Annotated in this window: 20 protein-coding genes; 12 read left to right on the forward strand and 8 right to left on the reverse strand. The window is 35.2% G+C overall.

Going from position 1 to position 18,684, the window contains the following annotated elements; genetic code table 11:
* Positions 1 to 116 precede the first annotated feature (116 nt).
* Together AC4AGG_RS07090 and AC4AGG_RS07095 are read right to left on the reverse strand one after the other, a co-directional pair.
* A complete protein-coding gene (locus AC4AGG_RS07090) occupies positions 117 to 1,394 on the reverse strand; it encodes a replication-associated recombination protein A (RefSeq protein WP_489771293.1) in 1,278 nt (425 codons plus the stop codon).
* Positions 1,395 to 1,417: 23 nt separating this feature from the next.
* Entirely contained in the window at positions 1,418 to 1,801 is a 384-nt protein-coding gene (locus AC4AGG_RS07095; RefSeq protein ID WP_489771294.1) for an EbsA family protein, read from the reverse strand.
* A 117-nt stretch (positions 1,802 to 1,918) separates the two neighbouring features.
* Here AC4AGG_RS07095 and yidD point away from each other — a divergent pair, with 117 nt between their 5' ends.
* Together yidD and lgt are read left to right on the forward strand one after the other, a co-directional pair.
* A complete protein-coding gene (gene yidD / locus AC4AGG_RS07100) occupies positions 1,919 to 2,161 on the forward strand; it encodes a membrane protein insertion efficiency factor YidD (RefSeq protein ID WP_489771295.1) in 243 nt (80 codons plus the stop codon).
* Positions 2,162 to 2,600: 439 nt separating this feature from the next.
* Entirely contained in the window at positions 2,601 to 3,512 is a 912-nt protein-coding gene (gene lgt, locus AC4AGG_RS07105) for a prolipoprotein diacylglyceryl transferase (protein ID WP_489771320.1), read from the forward strand.
* 41 nt (positions 3,513 to 3,553) lie between these two features.
* On the opposite strand, the gene AC4AGG_RS07110 is transcribed toward lgt, so the two are convergent.
* Positions 3,554 to 5,062, reverse strand: a complete 1,509-nt coding sequence (locus AC4AGG_RS07110) for an NAD(P)H-hydrate dehydratase (protein ID WP_489771296.1) — start codon at positions 5,060 to 5,062, stop codon at positions 3,554 to 3,556.
* A gap of 101 nt (positions 5,063 to 5,163) precedes the next feature.
* Between AC4AGG_RS07110 and mscL the strand changes: the two genes are divergently transcribed.
* On the forward strand, positions 5,164 to 5,595 hold the full coding sequence (gene mscL / locus AC4AGG_RS07115) for a large conductance mechanosensitive channel protein MscL (RefSeq protein WP_489771297.1): 432 nt from the start codon (positions 5,164 to 5,166) through the stop codon (positions 5,593 to 5,595).
* 66 nt (positions 5,596 to 5,661) lie between these two features.
* Here mscL and AC4AGG_RS07120 read toward each other — a convergent pair whose 3' ends face one another.
* Positions 5,662 to 6,621: a D-2-hydroxyacid dehydrogenase gene (locus AC4AGG_RS07120; RefSeq protein ID WP_489771298.1), complete on the reverse strand. Its 960-nt coding sequence runs from the start codon at positions 6,619 to 6,621 to the stop codon at positions 5,662 to 5,664.
* A gap of 2 nt (positions 6,622 to 6,623) precedes the next feature.
* A complete protein-coding gene (locus AC4AGG_RS07125; protein ID WP_489771299.1) occupies positions 6,624 to 7,025 on the reverse strand; it encodes an LNS2 domain-containing protein in 402 nt (133 codons plus the stop codon).
* Positions 7,026 to 7,198: 173 nt separating this feature from the next.
* Here AC4AGG_RS07125 and idi point away from each other — a divergent pair, with 173 nt between their 5' ends.
* Both idi and gcvT read left to right on the forward strand, forming a co-directional pair.
* Positions 7,199 to 7,708 (forward strand): isopentenyl-diphosphate Delta-isomerase, encoded by a 510-nt coding sequence (gene idi, locus AC4AGG_RS07130; protein WP_489771300.1) that lies wholly within the window; start codon positions 7,199 to 7,201, stop codon positions 7,706 to 7,708.
* Positions 7,709 to 7,762: 54 nt separating this feature from the next.
* Entirely contained in the window at positions 7,763 to 8,845 is a 1,083-nt protein-coding gene (gene gcvT / locus AC4AGG_RS07135; protein ID WP_489771301.1) for a glycine cleavage system aminomethyltransferase GcvT, read from the forward strand.
* A 79-nt stretch (positions 8,846 to 8,924) separates the two neighbouring features.
* On the opposite strand, the gene nhaB is transcribed toward gcvT, so the two are convergent.
* Positions 8,925 to 10,424, reverse strand: a complete 1,500-nt coding sequence (gene nhaB / locus AC4AGG_RS07140; RefSeq protein WP_489771302.1) for a sodium/proton antiporter NhaB — start codon at positions 10,422 to 10,424, stop codon at positions 8,925 to 8,927.
* Positions 10,425 to 10,498: 74 nt separating this feature from the next.
* The gene (locus AC4AGG_RS07145; protein WP_489771303.1) at positions 10,499 to 10,816 is read right to left on the reverse strand and encodes a DUF4286 family protein; all 318 of its coding nucleotides are present in this window, start codon (positions 10,814 to 10,816) and stop codon (positions 10,499 to 10,501) included.
* 216 nt (positions 10,817 to 11,032) lie between these two features.
* Between AC4AGG_RS07145 and gyrA the strand changes: the two genes are divergently transcribed.
* Complete coding sequence (gyrA, locus tag AC4AGG_RS07150) at positions 11,033 to 13,609, forward strand: DNA gyrase subunit A (RefSeq protein ID WP_489771304.1); 2,577 nt, start codon at positions 11,033 to 11,035, stop codon at positions 13,607 to 13,609.
* Between the two features lie 43 nt (positions 13,610 to 13,652).
* Positions 13,653 to 15,032 (forward strand): tetratricopeptide repeat protein, encoded by a 1,380-nt coding sequence (locus AC4AGG_RS07155; protein WP_489771305.1) that lies wholly within the window; start codon positions 13,653 to 13,655, stop codon positions 15,030 to 15,032.
* 75 nt (positions 15,033 to 15,107) lie between these two features.
* Here the strand turns inward: AC4AGG_RS07155 and AC4AGG_RS07160 are convergent, their stop codons facing one another.
* A complete protein-coding gene (locus AC4AGG_RS07160; protein WP_489771306.1) occupies positions 15,108 to 15,764 on the reverse strand; it encodes an NAD(P)H-binding protein in 657 nt (218 codons plus the stop codon).
* Positions 15,765 to 15,886: 122 nt separating this feature from the next.
* On the opposite strand from AC4AGG_RS07160, the gene AC4AGG_RS07165 reads away from it, so the two are divergent.
* The 5 genes from AC4AGG_RS07165 (at position 15,887) to AC4AGG_RS07185 (ending at position 18,680) form a co-directional block, all read left to right on the forward strand.
* Positions 15,887 to 16,237 carry an MmcQ/YjbR family DNA-binding protein gene (locus tag AC4AGG_RS07165; protein ID WP_489771307.1) on the forward strand — a complete coding sequence of 117 codons (351 nt, stop codon included), beginning with the start codon at positions 15,887 to 15,889 and terminating at the stop codon, positions 16,235 to 16,237.
* A gap of 91 nt (positions 16,238 to 16,328) precedes the next feature.
* Positions 16,329 to 16,661, forward strand: a complete 333-nt coding sequence (locus AC4AGG_RS07170; RefSeq protein ID WP_489771308.1) for a hypothetical protein — start codon at positions 16,329 to 16,331, stop codon at positions 16,659 to 16,661.
* 23 nt (positions 16,662 to 16,684) lie between these two features.
* A complete protein-coding gene (locus tag AC4AGG_RS07175; protein ID WP_489771309.1) occupies positions 16,685 to 17,443 on the forward strand; it encodes a GLPGLI family protein in 759 nt (252 codons plus the stop codon).
* A 190-nt stretch (positions 17,444 to 17,633) separates the two neighbouring features.
* A complete protein-coding gene (locus AC4AGG_RS07180; protein WP_489771310.1) occupies positions 17,634 to 17,903 on the forward strand; it encodes a hypothetical protein in 270 nt (89 codons plus the stop codon).
* Between the two features lie 18 nt (positions 17,904 to 17,921).
* Positions 17,922 to 18,680 (forward strand): GLPGLI family protein, encoded by a 759-nt coding sequence (locus tag AC4AGG_RS07185; protein ID WP_489771311.1) that lies wholly within the window; start codon positions 17,922 to 17,924, stop codon positions 18,678 to 18,680.
* Positions 18,681 to 18,684: the final 4 nt, after the last annotated feature.

Consider the following 18,684-nt stretch of genomic DNA (forward strand, 5'->3'; position numbering starts at 1 on the left):
CAAAGAAATTAAACTTGAACTATTTTATTTACTAAGGCGCTTTCTACGGAGAGTGCTTTTTTTTTGTCAAATACTGAAAAGTTTGGATGGTATTTTTTTTCAACAACAAAAAATAGTTAATACTTTCCTTTCCATTTTTTTTCTAGCTCTTCTCTTATTTTTCTTTCGGTAGGATTGTCTCCTGGGACGTAAAAAGTAGTACCTGAAATTTCTTCCGGCAAAAATTCTTGGTTAACGAAATTTCCTTCATAAGAATGGGCATATTGATACTCTTTTCCATAATCCAAATCTTTCATCAATCGGGTAGGAGCGTTACGGAGGTGTAATGGAACGGGGAGATTTCCTGTTTTCTTGACGAGAGCTAGAGCTTCATTAATTGCCATATATCCAGAATTGGATTTTGGTGAAACCGCTAAATATATGGCCGTTTCACTTAAGATGATTCGGGCCTCTGGATTTCCAATAACGTTAACAGCTTGAAAGCAGTTATTGGCCACCGTCAAAGCGTTAGGATTGGCAAGACCAATATCTTCTGCTGCAAGAATCACCATTCTTCTTGCGATAAATTTGACATCTTCACCTCCTGCTATCATCCTAGCTAACCAATACACGGCTGCATTAGGGTCGCTTCCTCTCATCGACTTAATAAAAGCTGAAATAATGTCGTAATGTTGTTCTCCATTTTTATCATATAACGCCATGGTTTCTTGCAAAACAGACATTACATCCTCATTTTTGATTTCTTTCTTTTTAGAGTTTTTATACTGATTAAGAACCAATTCAATAGAGTTGATTAATTTTCTCGCATCGCCTCCGGAATATTGTATTAATGCACCTTTATCCTTGATTTTGAAACTCGTGTTTTGATTTTCATTGAATTTTTCCAAAGCAACTTCAGTTAATTCTTCTAATTTTTCGAAGCTCAAAGATTTCAGGATGTAGACTTGAGACCGCGAAAGCAGGGCGGAAACAACTTCGAAACTTGGATTTTCGGTGGTGGCTCCAATCAGGATAATCCAACCTTTTTCTACTGCATGAAGCAAAGAGTCTTGTTGCGACTTATTGAATCGGTGAATTTCATCAATAAAAAGAATTGGTGATTTTCCAGAGAAAAGATTCTGTTTTTTAGCATCATCAATCACCTCACGAACCTCTTTTACTCCACTGGATACAGCGGAAAGCTTAAAAAATTTACGACCAGATTTTTCTGAAATAATTTCTGCCAAAGTCGTTTTTCCTGTTCCAGGAGGTCCCCAAAAAATAAGAGAATTGAGTGAATCATTTTCCAACATTTTTCTGATGGTTCCTAATTTTCCCGTAAGATGTTCTTGTCCCAGAACTTCATCTAAGGATTTTGGTCGTAATTGTTCGGCTAGTGGAGTATTGGTGTTCAAGATGTGTTAGATTCAGGTTAAGTTTAAGATAGAGGTTGAGCGTTCAAATGTTCCTGGATTTGATTTATTTTTTCTTTGAATAGTTGTTGCTGATTTTTGTTGATATTTTCTATATGAACAATTATTTGGCTGTCTTTACTTTTTATGGTGTAATAGGATGGGACATATTTGATTTTTGTGATATCATCTAGAAAAATAGTTTTATTACGAAATCCTTTTGATATAATTTTGTCATCACCAATCACTACATATCCTTTTATTTTTTGAAATAGAAACAGTCCAAGATACAATAATCCTAAAATAACAAAAACAAAATCTTGCCAGCGCATTTCGTTGTCTTCAAACGGGAAGAATTTTGAAATTGCAATCAAAGTCCAGCATATACCCAAAGCTAGATTAAGATTCATTCGGAATTTAGAATATTCGAAGCGCATGTAGTTTCATTTAAAACATCAAAGTTAAGAAATCTTAAATTTGAAAATTCAAAGTATAATTTTCAAATTAATACCTATTTTTGCACTGCTTTGAAAATCAGTTTCAATAAAATCATTACTTTTCCTTTGGTGTTTTTTATTAAAATTTACCAATGGGGCATTTCACCTTTACTTCCAAGCAATTGCAGATATACACCCACTTGCTCGCATTATATGGTAGAAGCGCTTCATACGCACGGAATATTGAAGGGATTTTATTTGGGTGTCAGACGAATTATGCGATGTCATCCTTGGGGAGGTAGCGGTCACGACCCAGTCCCACCTAGAAAATAAAAAAAGTAAAATTATTTGAAACAAAAAACCAATTTCCAACACTAACAGTTGTATTAACATTAACCCAAGAAAGTCAATGAAAACAGGCAATATTTTTTTTCGTATTTATCTCTTTATTTTCGCATTTGTCATGCAAGGGATGTTCGCGCAGACTGCGGGACAGGATTTTTCGGATGGACAGCTTCAGATTAATTCCAAATCAATTCCAGTTAAAATTTACGCATCGACAGATTACGAAGATTTCTATGGATTTGTGGTGAAAAAAGAAGCTCTAGTGATTGTTAACGAATCCAATTTTGAAAAAGGAGATGCGGAAAGAAATAAATATTTGACGGGTGTTCTTCAAGATTATAAAGATTCTGGTTTTCAGTTTTTGGATAAAAATTTCAAACCATTTGATACGCAAGTGACTTTGGATAATGCAGTGCATCTCAAGTACATGCTCAATAGTACTGCTAAACTAACTTTTAGTGACCAAGTTGAATTAGAAACACCATTTAAGATTTGGGATCCTTCACCAGGAATCAAACTAGGACCAGTTACATTACACTTCTATAGTTTGATGTTTATTTTTGCTTTTGGTTTGGGATATGTCATCATGTACCGAATTTTCAAAATCGATAATGTTAATGAGAAATATCTAGAACCTTTGTTCACTTGGACTTTGCTTGGGACTATTTTTGGAGCAAGATTAGGACATGTTATTTTCTATCAACGAGAACTGTTTCAGGAAGATTTTTGGAGTGTATTTCTTCCTATTTCTACCAAGGGAGGACTTCATTTTACTGGGTTTTCAGGATTAGCAAGTCATGGAGCTACGATTGCACTAATCTTTACTACGCTATATTATTCCTTCAAAATCATCAAGAAAAATCCTTTTTGGGTTTACGACCGTTTAGGAATTGTTGTTGCTTTGGGAGGTGCTTTTGTGAGAATGGGAAATTTTTTCAATTCCGAAATTATTGGAAAGCCAGTGTCACCTGATTCACCTTTTGCGATTCTTTTTCCGCAAATGAGTAAAGAATATGGCTTGACAATTCCACGATATCCAACTCAACTTTTTGAGGCGAGTGGATATGTGTTGCTTTTTGTGTTGCTTTGGTTCTTGTATCGATATACTAACAAGAAGTACCAACAAGGTTGGCTTTTTGGATTGTTCTTTATTATCCTATGGAGTATCAGATTCTTTGTAGAATTCTTGAAAGAGCCGCAAGGACACGAGTCGATTACTTTGGGAAGTCTTAATACAGGTCAGGTTCTTTCAATTCCGTTTATGATTGCTGGGGTAGTGATTATGGTGATGTCTTCCAAAATGAAAATTACAGAAGAACAAAACCAAAAACCTGAATGATTAGATTGAAAAAAAATATAAAAGCCTTATAAACGCAATGTTTATAAGGCTTTTTTAAGACTCATAAAAGCTGAACCAATTTCATTAACCAAATCAGAAGCTAGCATGGCTTCTTTCGAAAACTTTGCAGCTGCGAAATCGCCTGCTTTTCCATGTAACCAAACACCCAAAAATGCAGCTTCAATTGGAGAGTAATTTTGAGCAAGAAGAGCAGTTAACATTCCTGTTAGAACATCTCCGCTACCACCTTTTGCCATTCCTGAGTTTCCGGTAATGTTGTAATAGACATCTCCTTCTGATGTTATCACTTGCGTGCGATGTCCTTTGAGGACGATATTGATTTGATATTGTTTTGCCTTTTCAACGGCTAAATCTGTTCTGTCAAAAGTGTTCTCCGTAGCTCCAAATAGACGTTCGAATTCTTTCGGGTGAGGAGTAATAATAGAGTTTTTCGGAATCAGACCGAGATTATCTTTGACATTTTTAGCAATAATATTGAGCGCATCTGCGTCAAGAACCAGAGGCTTTTCTACCGAAGCGAGAAATTTTAAAAATTTTTGTTCAGTTTCTGGGTCTGTTCCAAGGCCTGGTCCAATTCCAATTGCGCTGTCATTTTCTATATCAAAATTCTGAATAAAATCTTCTCCTCCGTTAAGGAACATTGCTTCTGGACATCCTGTTTGAAGAACGTTATATCCACATTTGGGCGCGTGAACAAAGGTTAATCCGCTTCCTGTCCTAAGAGCTGCTTTTGTGGCCAAAGAAATTGCACCCATTTTTCCAAAACTTCCTCCAGAAAGGTATGCTTTTCCATGGTTACCTTTATGAGAAAAATTCTTACGTGTTCGATGGATACTAGCAGCAAGGTCTGGGCAAATGATATAGTCACGCGATACTGTTTCTTCTATACATTCCTCATCAAGGGAAATGCTTAGTAGGTGTACATTGCCACAATATTTTCCTGTCTCTTCATGTAAGAATGATTTCTTCCAAAATTCAATACTTAAGGTGTCATCAGCATGGAAAATAGTTTGGTCTGTTTCAATGCTATTGTCACAATATAACCCGCTCGGGATATCAATAGAAATCTTTGGCAAGCACAAATTGTTAAGGAATTTAACCAAATCTTTAGCTTTTCCCTCCATTTTTCTGTTGAGTCCGCTACCAAAAATTGCATCCACAATCACGCTGTCTTTTGGAAATTTGAAATTTTCGACTTCTTTGAAATCATGAATTTCAACGCCAGAAATCATCTGTAATCTTTCCAAATTAATTTGAGCGTTCTCAGAAAGCTTGTTGTTATCATTGTCAATGAATACATCTACGTCATACCCCTTCTGGTAAAGCATTCTAGCAACTGCGAGTCCATCGCCTCCATTATTGCCATTGCCACAAAAAACATAGAAATTGGTAGCGCTTTCCTTGTTTTCCATGAGCCAATTAACAACAGTTGTTGCTGCTCGTTCCATCAATTCAACGGAGGTTACAGGCTCGTTCTTGATTGTAATTTCGTCGATAGTTTTAATCTGATGTTTATTGAAAATTTTCATGCGACTAAAATACAAATCTTATTCACCCCACAAAAAATATTCTTATTAATAAAATAAAAATATATATTTTTGCCTGCAATAACATTAAAAAGGATGAAATTATGGGATTTGTAAAAGAATTCAAAGAATTTGCAGTTAAGGGTAATGCTCTTGATTTAGCGGTTGGGGTTATCATTGGTGGTGCTTTTGGTAAAATTGTAACTAGTGTTGTAGATGACCTTATTATGCCAATTGTGGCTTCTATTGTGGGAAAACCAGATTTTAGTAATTTGTATGTTGCGATCGGTAAGGGTTCGGAAGCTATCCCAGCTGGGACAGCTTTAGCAAAAGCTAAAGAATTGGCTCCTGACGCAGCAATTTTTGCTTATGGTAACTTTTTTACAGTATTAATTAATTTCTTGCTTCTTGCATTAGTAGTGTTCTTTTTGGTAAGAGGTATCAATAGAATGAAGAAAGCTGAAGAAGCTCCAGCTCCTGCAGGACCAACTCAAGAAGAATTATTGGCTGAAATTAGAGATTTGTTAAAGAAATAGTAAGTCTTCTTTAAAATAAAAACGCTTCAACAAAGTTGAAGCGTTTTTTTATGCTTTAAAATTCGATTAATGGACTTGTAAAATAGAGCAAATCTGGTCTGCTAAAGATAGTCCAATTCTGTCTTGAGCTTCTACTGTTGAAGCTCCAGTATGAGGTGTTAGGGAGATTTTTGGGTGCTGAAGCAATTCAGTTTTTGGAGTAGGTTCGTTTTCGAAAACATCTAAACCTGCAAATCTAATTTTCCCAGAATTCAATGCATCAATAAGAGCTAGTTCATCAATTACTCCTCCACGAGAACAGTTCACAATAGCAACACCATCTTTCATCATTTCGATTTCATTTTTACCAATCATATAACCGTTTTGTTGTGCAGGCACATGAAGAGTGATGAAATCAGCGTGTTTCAAAACGTCAATCATCGGCTCGGTTTCGATTTCTACATTGATGTATTGATTGTTGTAGAATTTTACTTTAATGCTCGCTTTCCCAATTTGGTTATCGGCTGCGAGAACTCTCATTCCAAGTCCAAGAGCAATTTTTGCAACTTCCTGGCCGATTCTTCCCATCCCAATAATTCCGATGGTTTTTCCTCGAAGTTCAATCCCTTTTGAATAAGCTTTTTTCAAAGTTGCAAATTCGGTATTCCCCACTTCAGGCATTTTCCGGTTAGAATCTTCAAGAAATCTAGCTCCAGAAAACAAATGTGCAAAAACCAATTCTGCTACAGAAGCTGACGAAGCAGAAGGAGTGTTAATAACATGGATTCCCTTGGATCTTGCATAAGAAACATCGATATTATCCATGCCAACACCACCTCTTCCGATAATTTCTATGGATGGACATGCATCAATAAGTTCTTGTCTTATTTGGGTTGCAGATCTCACCAATACAGTTCTAATCTGATGGGCGTTAATATAATCTGCTAAAGATTCCTGAGAAACTTTGTCCGTAATTACTTCAAATCCTTTTGCTGTCAAAGCATCAATACCTGATTGATCTAGACCGTCATTTGCTAAAATTTTCATCTTTAGTCTTTAAAAACTTCTATTGTCACTAATTTTTCTACCATATCGGTAAATTTTCCTTCATAACGTGTTGCTCTCACCATGTGATTGTCAATCCAATGGTAATTTCCACCTCTTGGTTTTCCACATAGGATACTATGGTATTTGAAGCCATGCTTGTCTAACCATTCTTTGGTGATTTGTTTAAGATCTTCTGTTCGCGAAGTGAAAAAGCAAATCAAGTGACCTTCGTCATACCATTTGTTGATCGTCTCCAAAGCATCTGGATAAGGTTCGCAAGTGACCATTCTTTCTGGTTCCTCGTTAGGAACGTCATCCGTGATGGTTCCATCGATATCGATAAGGTAATTTTTTACCCCTTCTTTTAACATAGGACTCAAATGATCCTTGTACTCTAATTCCATAGTTTTCTATAATTTTTTCAGGACGCAAAATTAAGCTTTTTTTTCAAAATGCAACTTGTTGATTTACTTTAAATTTGAGTTAAATTTTTACCTTAAATAACTATTTGAGATGTCTCTAAAAGAGTTTTTACTTGTCTCTGAAAATATGTATCTTTGGTCACTTTAGAAAAACTATGGAAGAACAGGTAGTATTAGTTTCGGAGAATGATGAGGTGTTAGGGCTTATGGAGAAGCAGCAAGCTCACGTTAATGGACTTTTGCATCGTGCTTTTTCAGTTTTTTTATTTAATGAAAAAGGAGAGATGTTACTCCAAAAAAGAGCTTCTGAAAAATACCATTCTCCAGATCAGTGGACTAATGCTGTTTGCTCACATCCACGTGTTGACGAGACCTATCTAGAAGGTGCCAAAAGGCGACTTCAAGAGGAATTGGGAATCGAGGCTGATATTTCTGAAAAATTTCATTTTATATATAAAGCAGATGTTGGACAGGATTTGTGGGAGCACGAACTAGACCATGTCTTTATTGGTAAGTACGAAGGAGAATTTGACCTTAATGAAAAAGAGGTGTCAGAAATAAGGTACATTTCAATGGCTGATTTGGAGAAAGAGATGGCTGAAAATCCGCAGAATTTCACAGAATGGTTTAAAATTATTTTGGAAGAATATCAACATCGTTTATAAAGTGAATCTTTAGAAACTAAAGCAAAAAATTAGAACATTTTACAAATTTATAATATGAATAAAACAGCATTGTACAACACGCATGTCGCACTGGGCGCCAAAATTGTTCCATTTGCCGGATTCGAAATGCCGGTTCAGTATTCTGGGGTGACCGAAGAGCATTTTGCAGTTCGTGAAAAGGCAGGTATTTTTGATGTTTCGCACATGGGTCAATTCTTTATTGAGGGTGAAACCGCGAAAGACCTTTTGCAATATGTCACTTCTAATGATGTATCCAAATTGGTGAATGAACAAGCTCAATATTCTTGTCTTCCTAATGGAAATGGAGGAATTGTAGATGATTTGATTGTTTACAAAATGAATGATGAAAAATATTTCGTTGTTGTTAATGCATCCAATATCGAAAAAGATTGGAATCATATTTCCAAGTACAATGAAAAATTCGGGGCTAAAATGACGAACGCTTCCGATGAAATGTCTCTGATTGCAGTACAAGGGCCAAAAGCTACTGAGATTTTGCAAAAATTAACTGAAACTAATTTGGGTGATATTGCTTATTATCATTTTACGGTTGGGTCTGTTGATGGTGTTTCTAATGTTATCATTTCTAACACCGGTTATACAGGAAGCGGTGGTTTCGAAATTTATTTCGAAAACCAATATGCGGAACAATTGTGGAATGCTATTTTGGAAGCCGGAAAAGAAGAGGGGATTATTCCTTGTGGATTAGCCGCAAGAGATACCTTGAGATTGGAGAAAGGGTTCTGTTTGTACGGTAATGATATCGATGATACAACTTCCTCTTTGAAAGCGGGGCTTGGATGGATTACAAAATTAGATAAGGGAGATTTTGTAGATTCTGAATTACTGAAAAAACAAAAAGAAGAAGGAACTTCTAGAAAATTAGTAGGATTCGAAATGTTGGAGAAAGCAATCCCAAGACATGATTATTTGGTGGTTGATGCAGAAGGTAATGAGATTGGTAAAGTAACTTCCGGAACCATGAGTCCAATGAAAAAAGTAGGAATTGGTTTGGCGTATGTTGCAAAGCCTCATTTCAAACTAGGTTCTGAAATCTATATTCAGATTAGAAATAAGAATATTCCAGCGAAAGTTGTTAAGCTTCCTTTCGTTTAGGATTTTGATTTTATAAGGTATAAAAATAACCCGACGCCAGAGGCGTTGGGTTATTTATTGATGATTATTTCAAATTAATCTACTTTATAAAAAGATAAACACATAGCAATCCGATTCCTCCCAAAACGATGGTGTATGGAAATGCCATTTTTAGCATTTTTCCGTAGGAAAGATTGATTAATGGGGCTAAAGATGAGGTTAGCAAAAACAAAAATGCTGCTTGTCCATTGGGTGTTGCAACACTTGGAAGATTAGTTCCGGTGTTGATGGCAATCGCTAATTTATGAAGATGTTCTAGGGTGATTTCTCCGCGATTATAGGCTTCTGATACTTCGTTGATGTAGACTGTGGCAACAAAGACATTGTCACTAATTGCAGATAGAATTCCGTTGGCGATATAGAAAATGGCTGGTTGATTTTCGTGAGGCTGACTTAGTGCAAATTCAATAATCGGTTTGAATAAATGCTGGTCATGTATCATTGATACAACCACAAAGAACACTACTAATAAGGCAGTAAAAGGAAGCGCTTCTTCGAAGGCCTTTCCAAGTTGGTGTTCTGTGGTGATTCCCATAAATGCGGTTTGGAAAACAATGATTGCAAGACCAATAAAGCCAACTGGGGCAATATGTGAAGCTAATGCTATTATTAGTAAAACTGCAGCAATTCCTTGTACCCATAGAAAGTACTTGGATTTTTTAGTCATTTTCTTGCTTTCTTCCTCAGTGTATGTTTCCAAGATGTGCCTTACTTCTTCGGGAAGTTTTGCACCGTATCCGAAAATTTTTAGTTTTTCAAGCAAAATCGTAGTTAGAAGTCCACAGACCAAAACAGGCATTGAGACTGGAGCCATATGAATAAAGAAATTAATAAAATCTTCACCCATTTTTTCACCAATTAAGAGGTTTTGAGGTTCTCCAACAAGGGTTGCAACACCTCCTAAAGCTGTACCAACAACACCATGCATAATGAGACTTCGCAGAAAAGCTCGGAACTGCTCCAGTGTTTTTCCTTTCATTTCTTGGCTGTCTGCGATTTCATTTTTGTTGTAGTCAGAATGTTTGTTCGAGCTAATTTTGTGATAAATTTCAAAAAAACCTACGCAAACGCTTATCAAAACGGCAGTTACAGTTAATGCATCTAGAAAAGCAGAAAGAAAAGCAGCGATAAAAGTGATACTTAATGATAGGAGTATTTTTGATTTTACCTTAACAAAAACCCTACTGAAAATAAACATAAGCAAAGGCCTCATGAAGTAGATTCCAGCTACCATAAACATCAGTAATAAGATAACTTCTAGATTAGAGCCTACTTCAGTATAAGCATTTTTGGGAGTAGTTAATCCAAAAGTCATAATCTGTATCGCCAGAAGCCCACCACTCTGTAACGGGTAACATTTTAGGGCCATAGCAAGAGTGAAGATGAACTCACCTATAAAAAGCCAAGATATGATTTGGTTAGAAATATGGTGGTCTAAAAAAAATGGAAGTCCAAAAAATAAAACGGTATTTGCAATGAGTAAAAAAAGAATAGTCTTCTTATACCAGTAAGGGCTACTTCCCAGAAAGCTTTTTAACATATTAAGATATTAATTGAATTTATAAAAAATCGAAAGCAAATTTAGGTCTTTTTGTTGGAATGGTATTTTGGAGTCTATTGAAAACGGTGGAAAAGGGGATTGATGAAGGTAGGGAAAATCATTACTTCGCTTCCGAATTTTGCTTGGATTCTTTCTGCAATATGTGGAAATTCGAACTCGATGAAATCACTTCTTAAGTCCTCGTTTTCAAAAAACAAAAGAGCGTTATAATTTCTACCTTCTTTAATCATCTCATTTTCGATTTCGGAGAAAACATATTGCTCCACATCCATCAGGTTTTCAAGCAGTAATTTCAAATCCTCTTGAGCGTATTGCTCCCAGTTTTTGATGGTTTGTTCGGTAGAATGAAAGGTGATACTAAGTATATCCATGGGTCAAATTTTTAGAAATCAAATTATTTGGCAAAAGTCGTGAAAATTTTCACTTGCGATAATGTTTTTTAATGCGAATTTTTTCGATTTTTTTATCCACAAATATTCGTCAAAAAGACATAAATTCCGTACATTAGCACGTTCGAAATAAATGAAAAAAATAGCAGGTTTAGTATTTTTATAAACCTCTGATTTATAATATATTAAATAATATTTATGCAAAAAGAAGGAGAAAGATTAATACCAATTAATATTGTTGACGAGATGAAATCCTCTTACATCGATTATTCGATGTCGGTAATTGTTTCCAGAGCGTTACCAGATGTAAGAGATGGTCTTAAGCCAGTACATAGAAGGGTGCTTTACGGGATGTATGGTCTCAATGTATTTTCCAATAGAAAGCATTTGAAATCTGCGAGAATTGTTGGGGATGTATTAGGTAAATATCACCCTCATGGAGATTCTTCGGTTTATGATGCGATGGTTCGTATGGCTCAGTCTTGGAGTTTGAGATATGAGCAAGTAGATGGACAAGGTAACTTCGGTTCCATGGATGGTGATCCACCAGCTGCAATGCGTTATACTGAAGCAAGATTGAAGAAGATTTCTGACGAGATTTTGGCAGATTTAGATAAAGAAACTGTTGATTTTCAAAATAACTTTGATGACTCCTTGACAGAACCGACTGTTCTTCCAACTAAGATTCCAAACCTCTTGGTGAACGGAACTTCAGGGATTGCGGTAGGTATGGCGACTAATATGGCGCCACATAATCTATCTGAAGCTATTGATGCAATTTGTGCTTATATTGATAACAGAGAAATTACTATTGATGAGTTAATGACTCATGTTATTGCTCCTGATTTTCCAACTGGAGGTATTATTTACGGATATGATGGGGTAAGAGATGCTTTTCACACGGGAAGAGGAAGAATTGTTTTGCGTGCTAAAGTAGGCTTCGAAGAAATAGGGAATCGTAACGCTATCATTGTAACGGAAATTCCGTATCAAGTCAATAAGGCAGAGATGATTGCGCGTACAGCTGAGTTAGTCAAAGATGAAAAGATTCCTGGTATCTATGAAATTAGAGATGAATCCGATCGTACTGGTCTTCGTGTTGTGTACGAATTAAAACATGACGCAATTCCTAATGTAGTTCTTAATTTATTGTATAAATATACAGCACTTCAAACATCCTTTAGTGTTAATAATATTGCATTGGTTAAAGGAAGACCAGTACAATTGAATTTGAAAGATATTATTCTTCATTTCGTTGAACACCGTCATGAAGTGATTGTCAGAAGAACCGAGTATGAACTAAGAAAAGCAAAAGAAAGAGCTCATATTTTGGAAGGCTTCATGAAAGTTATCGGTACTCAAGATGACTTAGACAAAGCGATTTCCATTATTAGACATAGTGCTAATCCTCAAGAAGCAAAAGAAGGCTTAATTGCAGAATTCGAACTTTCGGAAATTCAAGCGCAAGCGATTTTGGATTTACGTTTGGCTCGTCTTACTGGAATGGAGTTGGATAAAATCCGTGCTGAGTATGAGGAAATTATGCGATTCATTAAGGATTTGGAAGATATTTTGTCCAACGAACCAAGAAGATATCAGATTATCAAGGACGAAATGCTGGAAATCAAGCAAAAATATGGTGACGAAAGAAGAACTGAAATCGATTATTCGGGTGGAGAGATGTCTATTGAAGACTTCATTCCAAACGAAAGTGTAGTTCTTACTATTTCTCACGCTGGATATGTGAAGAGAACATTGCTTTCAGAATACAAAGTACAAAGTAGAGGAGGAGTTGGTAACAGAGGTGCAACTACAAGAGATGAAGATTTCTTAGAGTACATCGTATCTGCAACTAATCACCAGTATATGTTGTTCTTTACTGAAAAGGGTAAATGTTATTGGTTAAGAGTGTTCGAAATTCCAGAAGGTTCCAAAACTTCCAAAGGTAGAGCTGTACAGAATTTGATTAATATCGAACCAGATGATAAAATTAAAGCCTATATCAGAACCAATGATTTGAAAGACGTTGATTATGTTAATCAAATGAATGTGGTGATGATTACGAAAAACGGAACCATTAAGAAGACCACTCTTGAAGCTTATTCTCGTCCAAGAACTAATGGTATTAATGCGATTGAAATCCGAGACAATGATCAACTTTTAGGAGCAAGATTGACTAATGGACAATCGGAAATCATGATTGCTACTAAAAATGGTAAGTGTATCCGTTTCCCAGAAGAAAAAGTAAGAGAAGTGGGAAGAACATCTATTGGTGTAAGAGGAATTAGCCTTGAAGAAGGAGATGAAGTTATTGGAATGATAGTTGTAAATGATGTTGAACAGGAATCTGTATTGGTAGTTTCGGCCAATGGTTATGGTAAGAGATCTGCTGTTGAAGATTACAGAATGACCAACAGAGGAGGGAAAGGAGTTATTACAATGAATGTAACCGAAAAGACGGGTGAAGTTGTAGGTATTCAGTCAGTAACTGATGAAGATGGATTGATGATCATCAACAAATCAGGTGTTGCTATCCGAATGGGAATGGATGAACTTCGTGTAATGGGTAGAAATACTCAAGGAGTAAGAGTAATTAACTTGAAGAAAGGTGACGAAATTGCTGCTATCGCAAAAGTGGAGATGGATAAAGATGTGGAAGATGGAGAAGAAGTAATGGATGAAGAGGGAACTAATGAAGTTTCAAATGTAGATACAAGCAATTCACCTGAAGCAGAGGTTCAAAATGATGAAACTTCAGAAACTTCAGAAGAATAGAATTTAGAAAGTAAAGTATTAATATCATTCAAATTTTTATAATATGAAAAAACTGATCTTGAGTGTAGCGATGCTAACAGTTGCATGGACTATGGCTCAGAAAAAAGAGATTCAGGCAGCTTATAAGGCGGTTGAATCTAATGATATGGCGACTGCAAGTTCTCAAATCACGGCAGCGGAGTCAGCTTTGGGAGGTAAGACTTATCTTTTGGAGCCAGAAGTGTTGGAACAATATTATTTTGCAAAAGGAGTGTCTCTTTTGAAGTCCGGAAAGACGAATGAAGGTGCTGGTTATTTAGCAAAAATTAATGATATGGCAACCTCCAAGATTTACAGTGGTAAGGATGCCGATAAAAATAAAGTGTACTATGTAGGTAAGCAAGCTGCAGATGCATCTGGGGTTTCTGGTTTGAAGGAATCCACTTATGCTCCAACAACAACTCAGAAATTGGCAGCAATGATTGATCCGATTTTACAAACAGCAAGTAAGGCAGGAATTGATGCTTATAATGCGAAAAATTATGCTGTTGCTGGTGAAAAATTTAAGCAAATTTTTGATTTACAAAAAGCAGTAGGAAAACCCAACTATCAATATTTGTATAATTCTGCTTTGAGTTATACTTATGCTAAAGATTATCCGAGTGCAGAGAAACTTTTTGATCAGTTGATCGCTTCTGGATATGATGGTGTGGAGACAACTTATACAGCAAAAGAAGTAGCTTCAGGAAAGGAATTTTCATTTGAAAAGGGAATGTGGACAACTTTGAAAGGATCTTCAAAAGATTATACCGATTTCAAATCCGAGACTACGAAAAGTATAGAAGAAGATCTTTATATTGCGGCTGCAAGAGTTTATATTGAAGATAAGAAATACGACGAAGCGCTTTCGCTTATTGATAAAGGAATCAAAAAATTCCCAAAAAATAGTGAGTTATCTGATTTGCAAGCTACTACTTACTACAAAGCTGGTAAGACAGATGAATTTATGGCTAGTCTTAAGAAGCATTTGGAGAATAACCCTAATGATGCTACTAGTTGGTATAATTTAGGAGTTCTTCAAAGTAAAGAACCTAGTACAACAGCTGCCGCAATTCAATCTTTTGAGAAAGCTGTGCAATTAGATCCTAAAATGGTCAATGCTTATCAGAATTTAACTTACGTGAGTATGGGAGATGATGATAAGTTTATTAAGGAGTTTAATGAACTTAAAAAAGCTGGAAAAAACGATCAGCTTAACAAATTGTTAGAAGAGCGAAGAGCTCGTTTCCAAAAAGCAATTCCTTATGGTGAAAAATGGCATCAATTAGCACCTGATGATATCGATGTGGTAACACTTCTTAAGGGAATGTATCAGTCAACAAAGAATGAAGCTAAATTCAAAGAGTATTCTGCAAAAGAAGAAGCTTTGAAGAATAAAAAGTAATATTTTATTACCATATGAAAAATCCGGAACATAGTTCCGGATTTTTTAATTTATAGAGTTAGTGAAATTATTAAACTAATCATGCCCTTTCTCTGCAAAACTGAAAATACTCCCTAATTTTATTTTGGAATAGCCATAAGATTTAATCTTTGCAGAATTAATCATGGCCTGAGCTAGTACTTCAGTGGGAAGTGGTTTTTGACTTTCTAGTACACCTAATTTATTAGCGAATTTGATAATTTTTCCACCTAACGCTTCTGCCGTTCTATCGGTGTTTTTTCGGTCTAGCATTCCGGGTTGGAAGATGGTCATTTTATGAAAATGAAGATCTTTCACAGCTTGTTCTAATTCACCCTTCATTCGGCTGTAGAAAATTTTGGAATTGGGAGAAGCTCCATACGCTGAAACCAAAATATAATCATCTACCTCATTTTCTCTTGCCGCTTTGGCAAAATTATATTGGTAATCAAAATCAACCTTTCTTTGAGCTTCCTTACTTCCAGCAGTTTTTATGGTCGTTCCAAGACAAGAAAAAGCAACATCTCCCTTAACTAAATCTTGCCATTCGTTGGGTTTTTCAAAATTGACAACATGTGTTTTTAGCTTTTCATTTTCAATGTCAAGCGGCCTCCTAACAAAAGCATGAACTTCTTCGTAATCTTTATCATTCAAAAGTTGAGATACTAAATCTTTTCCGGTAGCACCAGTTGCGCCAATGACAAGAGCTTTCATTTTTATGATTGATCAATAATGAGTAATAAATGATTTTTTTAACGCTAATAAAATTACTAAATTTGATTGATGTAGAAAAGTAAGTCAACAATTATTATTTATCATTCATCAATTATATTAATATGACCGCCGAAGAACTTAGGATTTTTTGCCTTTCCAAAAAAGGTGTTACAGAAAGCTTTCCATTCGATGCTGAAACCTTGGTTTTCAAAGTTGGAGGCAAAATGTTTCTGTTGGTTCCTTTAGAAAAGCAGCCTTTGATGTTTTCTGCAAAAGCTAATCCGGAATGGAGCGCAGAGCTTAGAGAACAATATCCCCAAATAACTGGTGCGTATCATATGAACAAACTTCATTGGAATACAGTTGTATGCGATGGTATCCCATCAAAGCTTTTGTATAAACTAATCGATCATTCTTATGATTTGGTTTTTGAGGGATTGACAAAGAAAATGAGATTATCTCTAGGTAGTTGACAATTTTTTATTAACATAATATATTTTTTGATAAAATTACTCTTTATTGCTTGTGTATATTTTTTTTTTCTTCTTTACTATGTTATTGTAATTGCGCAACAAACTAATAACAGAACTTACGTTTAACATTAAAATCAAAAAAATCATGAAAAAATTAGTTTTAGGACTGTTACTAACAGTTGGTGTTTCAGGTGTCTCTTTTGCAAGTGGGAGTGCTTACTCAAAAAAAAATAATACAGCCAAAAAGAAGTCTAAGGTCGTGATGACATCGACATGTGAAGCTACGGTTAAGACAAGAGTGTATGTTGGCGGTACTTATATTGGTACTGTTACATCTACAGAGACAATAACAAGCCCAGATTGCGATAATGGAGGTGTTGTAATATATGTAAGAAAGAGAGATCTTTTGGCAAATCTTAATTAATAGTATATATATATTATTTTCGTATGATAAGGGTATTGGTATATGTATTGGTTTTTCTGAGTGAAGTTTTGTATGCTCAACAAGCAAATGTGCGTGTTGAGTATAAGACAATCATAGATAATTATAATCCTATTGTTTTAACTAGATATTTGGTTGCTAATTCAGATACTAGTTATTACTTTAATAATGGAGATGAATATAATCAGGATGGCTACGAAAAATCGATGCAAAACTATTTCCTTAAAAATTCTAGCACTCGCTTAAAGTTTGATAGGAGTTCGAATGTTTTTTATGACTACAAATTTCGAGGCCCTAAATTGACAGAACTAACCAAGGATAGTATTGAGATGAAGTATCAATTACTTCCTGAGGAGAGGAGAATATTGCAATTTAATTGTAAAAAGGCAAGAACGCAATTTAGAGGTAGAAAGTATACCATTTGGTATACAACAGAAATTCCGATTAGCGATGGTCCTTGGAAATTCAAAGGGCTACCAGGATTAGTGTTGGAAGTGGTTGATGATACCAATTTTTTCAAATTTTACGCAATAGATGTTGTAATTAATTTTCAAGGAAAGGTTCCAGATGAATTACAAAAATACTTTGTAGATAATGAAGAGAAGGCAATTCCTTATCGAAAATATATCCAAAAGGAGAATGATTTCTTTAAAGATGTTGAAGCAATGTTAAAGTCAGAATCGCCAATTGGAAGTAATTCCGTTGTAGTGAAAGGGATGCGTGGTAATGACATCGAATCAAAGTTTGAGTGGGAAAGAAAATAGATAAATAACAACTTTTTTAGTTATTATTTTACAAATGTGATAATTTTTTATTAACATAATATATTTTTCGATAAATTTATTCTTCTATATTTGTATATATTGTTTTTTTTTTTTGCTTTACTGTGTTATTGTAATTGCGCAACAAACTAATAACAAAAATTTACGTTTAACATTTAAATTAAAAAAAAACATGAAAAAATTAGTTTTAGGACTGTTATTAACAGTTGGTGTGTCAGGTACGAGTTGGGCTAACAAGGAATTAAATCAAAAATCAGAGCTTAGTTTTACTAAAGTAGCAGGAACTTGTACAGCTACAGTTACTACAAATTATTATTGGAACGGTGTAAAGTTGTATTCTGTTGTAACTGAAGAAACCGTAAGTGGTTCTATTTGTGATTCGCCTGGTGTAAGAATGGTGTTAAGGAAAGTTGATTTAGCGAAGACCACTGATTTTAACTAGAGGGTAATGGGATTTTTTATGAGAAAAAAACTTCTTCTATTTTTTTTGTTAACAAGCTGTTTGTTTTTCTCACAGCAAATTAATATTATGGTAGAGTACAAGGTAATGTTTGGTAACATTGATCCAGATGTACAAACTCAATATTTGATTGTTTTACGAGACGATAGCTACTATTTTAACAATGCTGAAGAGCTTCATTTGGAAGGTTATGAAAAATCAATGGAAAAATATCAGTTTGAAAAATCTAGAACAAGAATTAAGTATTTACCAGATGAACATGTTTTTTTTGAACATAAATTTAAGGGTCCCAAATTAACACTTTTAGCTAAAGATAGTGTGAAAATGAGTTGGAAGTTGATTTCTGAAGAAAAATTGGTTCTAGGCTATTCTTGTAGAAAAGCAGTGGTGGAGTTTAGGGGTAGGAAATACTCCGCTTGGTATACGTCTTCAGTTCCTGTTAGCGAAGGGCCTTGGAAATTTAAAGGGTTACCAGGTCTTGTGTTGGAAGTTAGTGACGATACTAATAGCTACCGATTTTATGCTATGAAAGTGGTTACAAATTTCGAAGGAAGTGTTCCGGAGCAACTCAGAGAGTATTTTACGAATGATGAGGCTACTGCCCTGCCTTACAGAGATTATATTGTGAAAGAAAATGTTTTTTTTGAGGATGCAGTGAAGAGGATTCTCGCTGAGCAACCAGTTGGAAGTAATTCAAAGATTATTTCTGAACCTAGGGATAATGATATAGAATCAAAGTTTGAGTGGGAATCTAAGTAATCAA

Source organism: Chryseobacterium sp. CG10_8, from assembly GCF_058117085.1.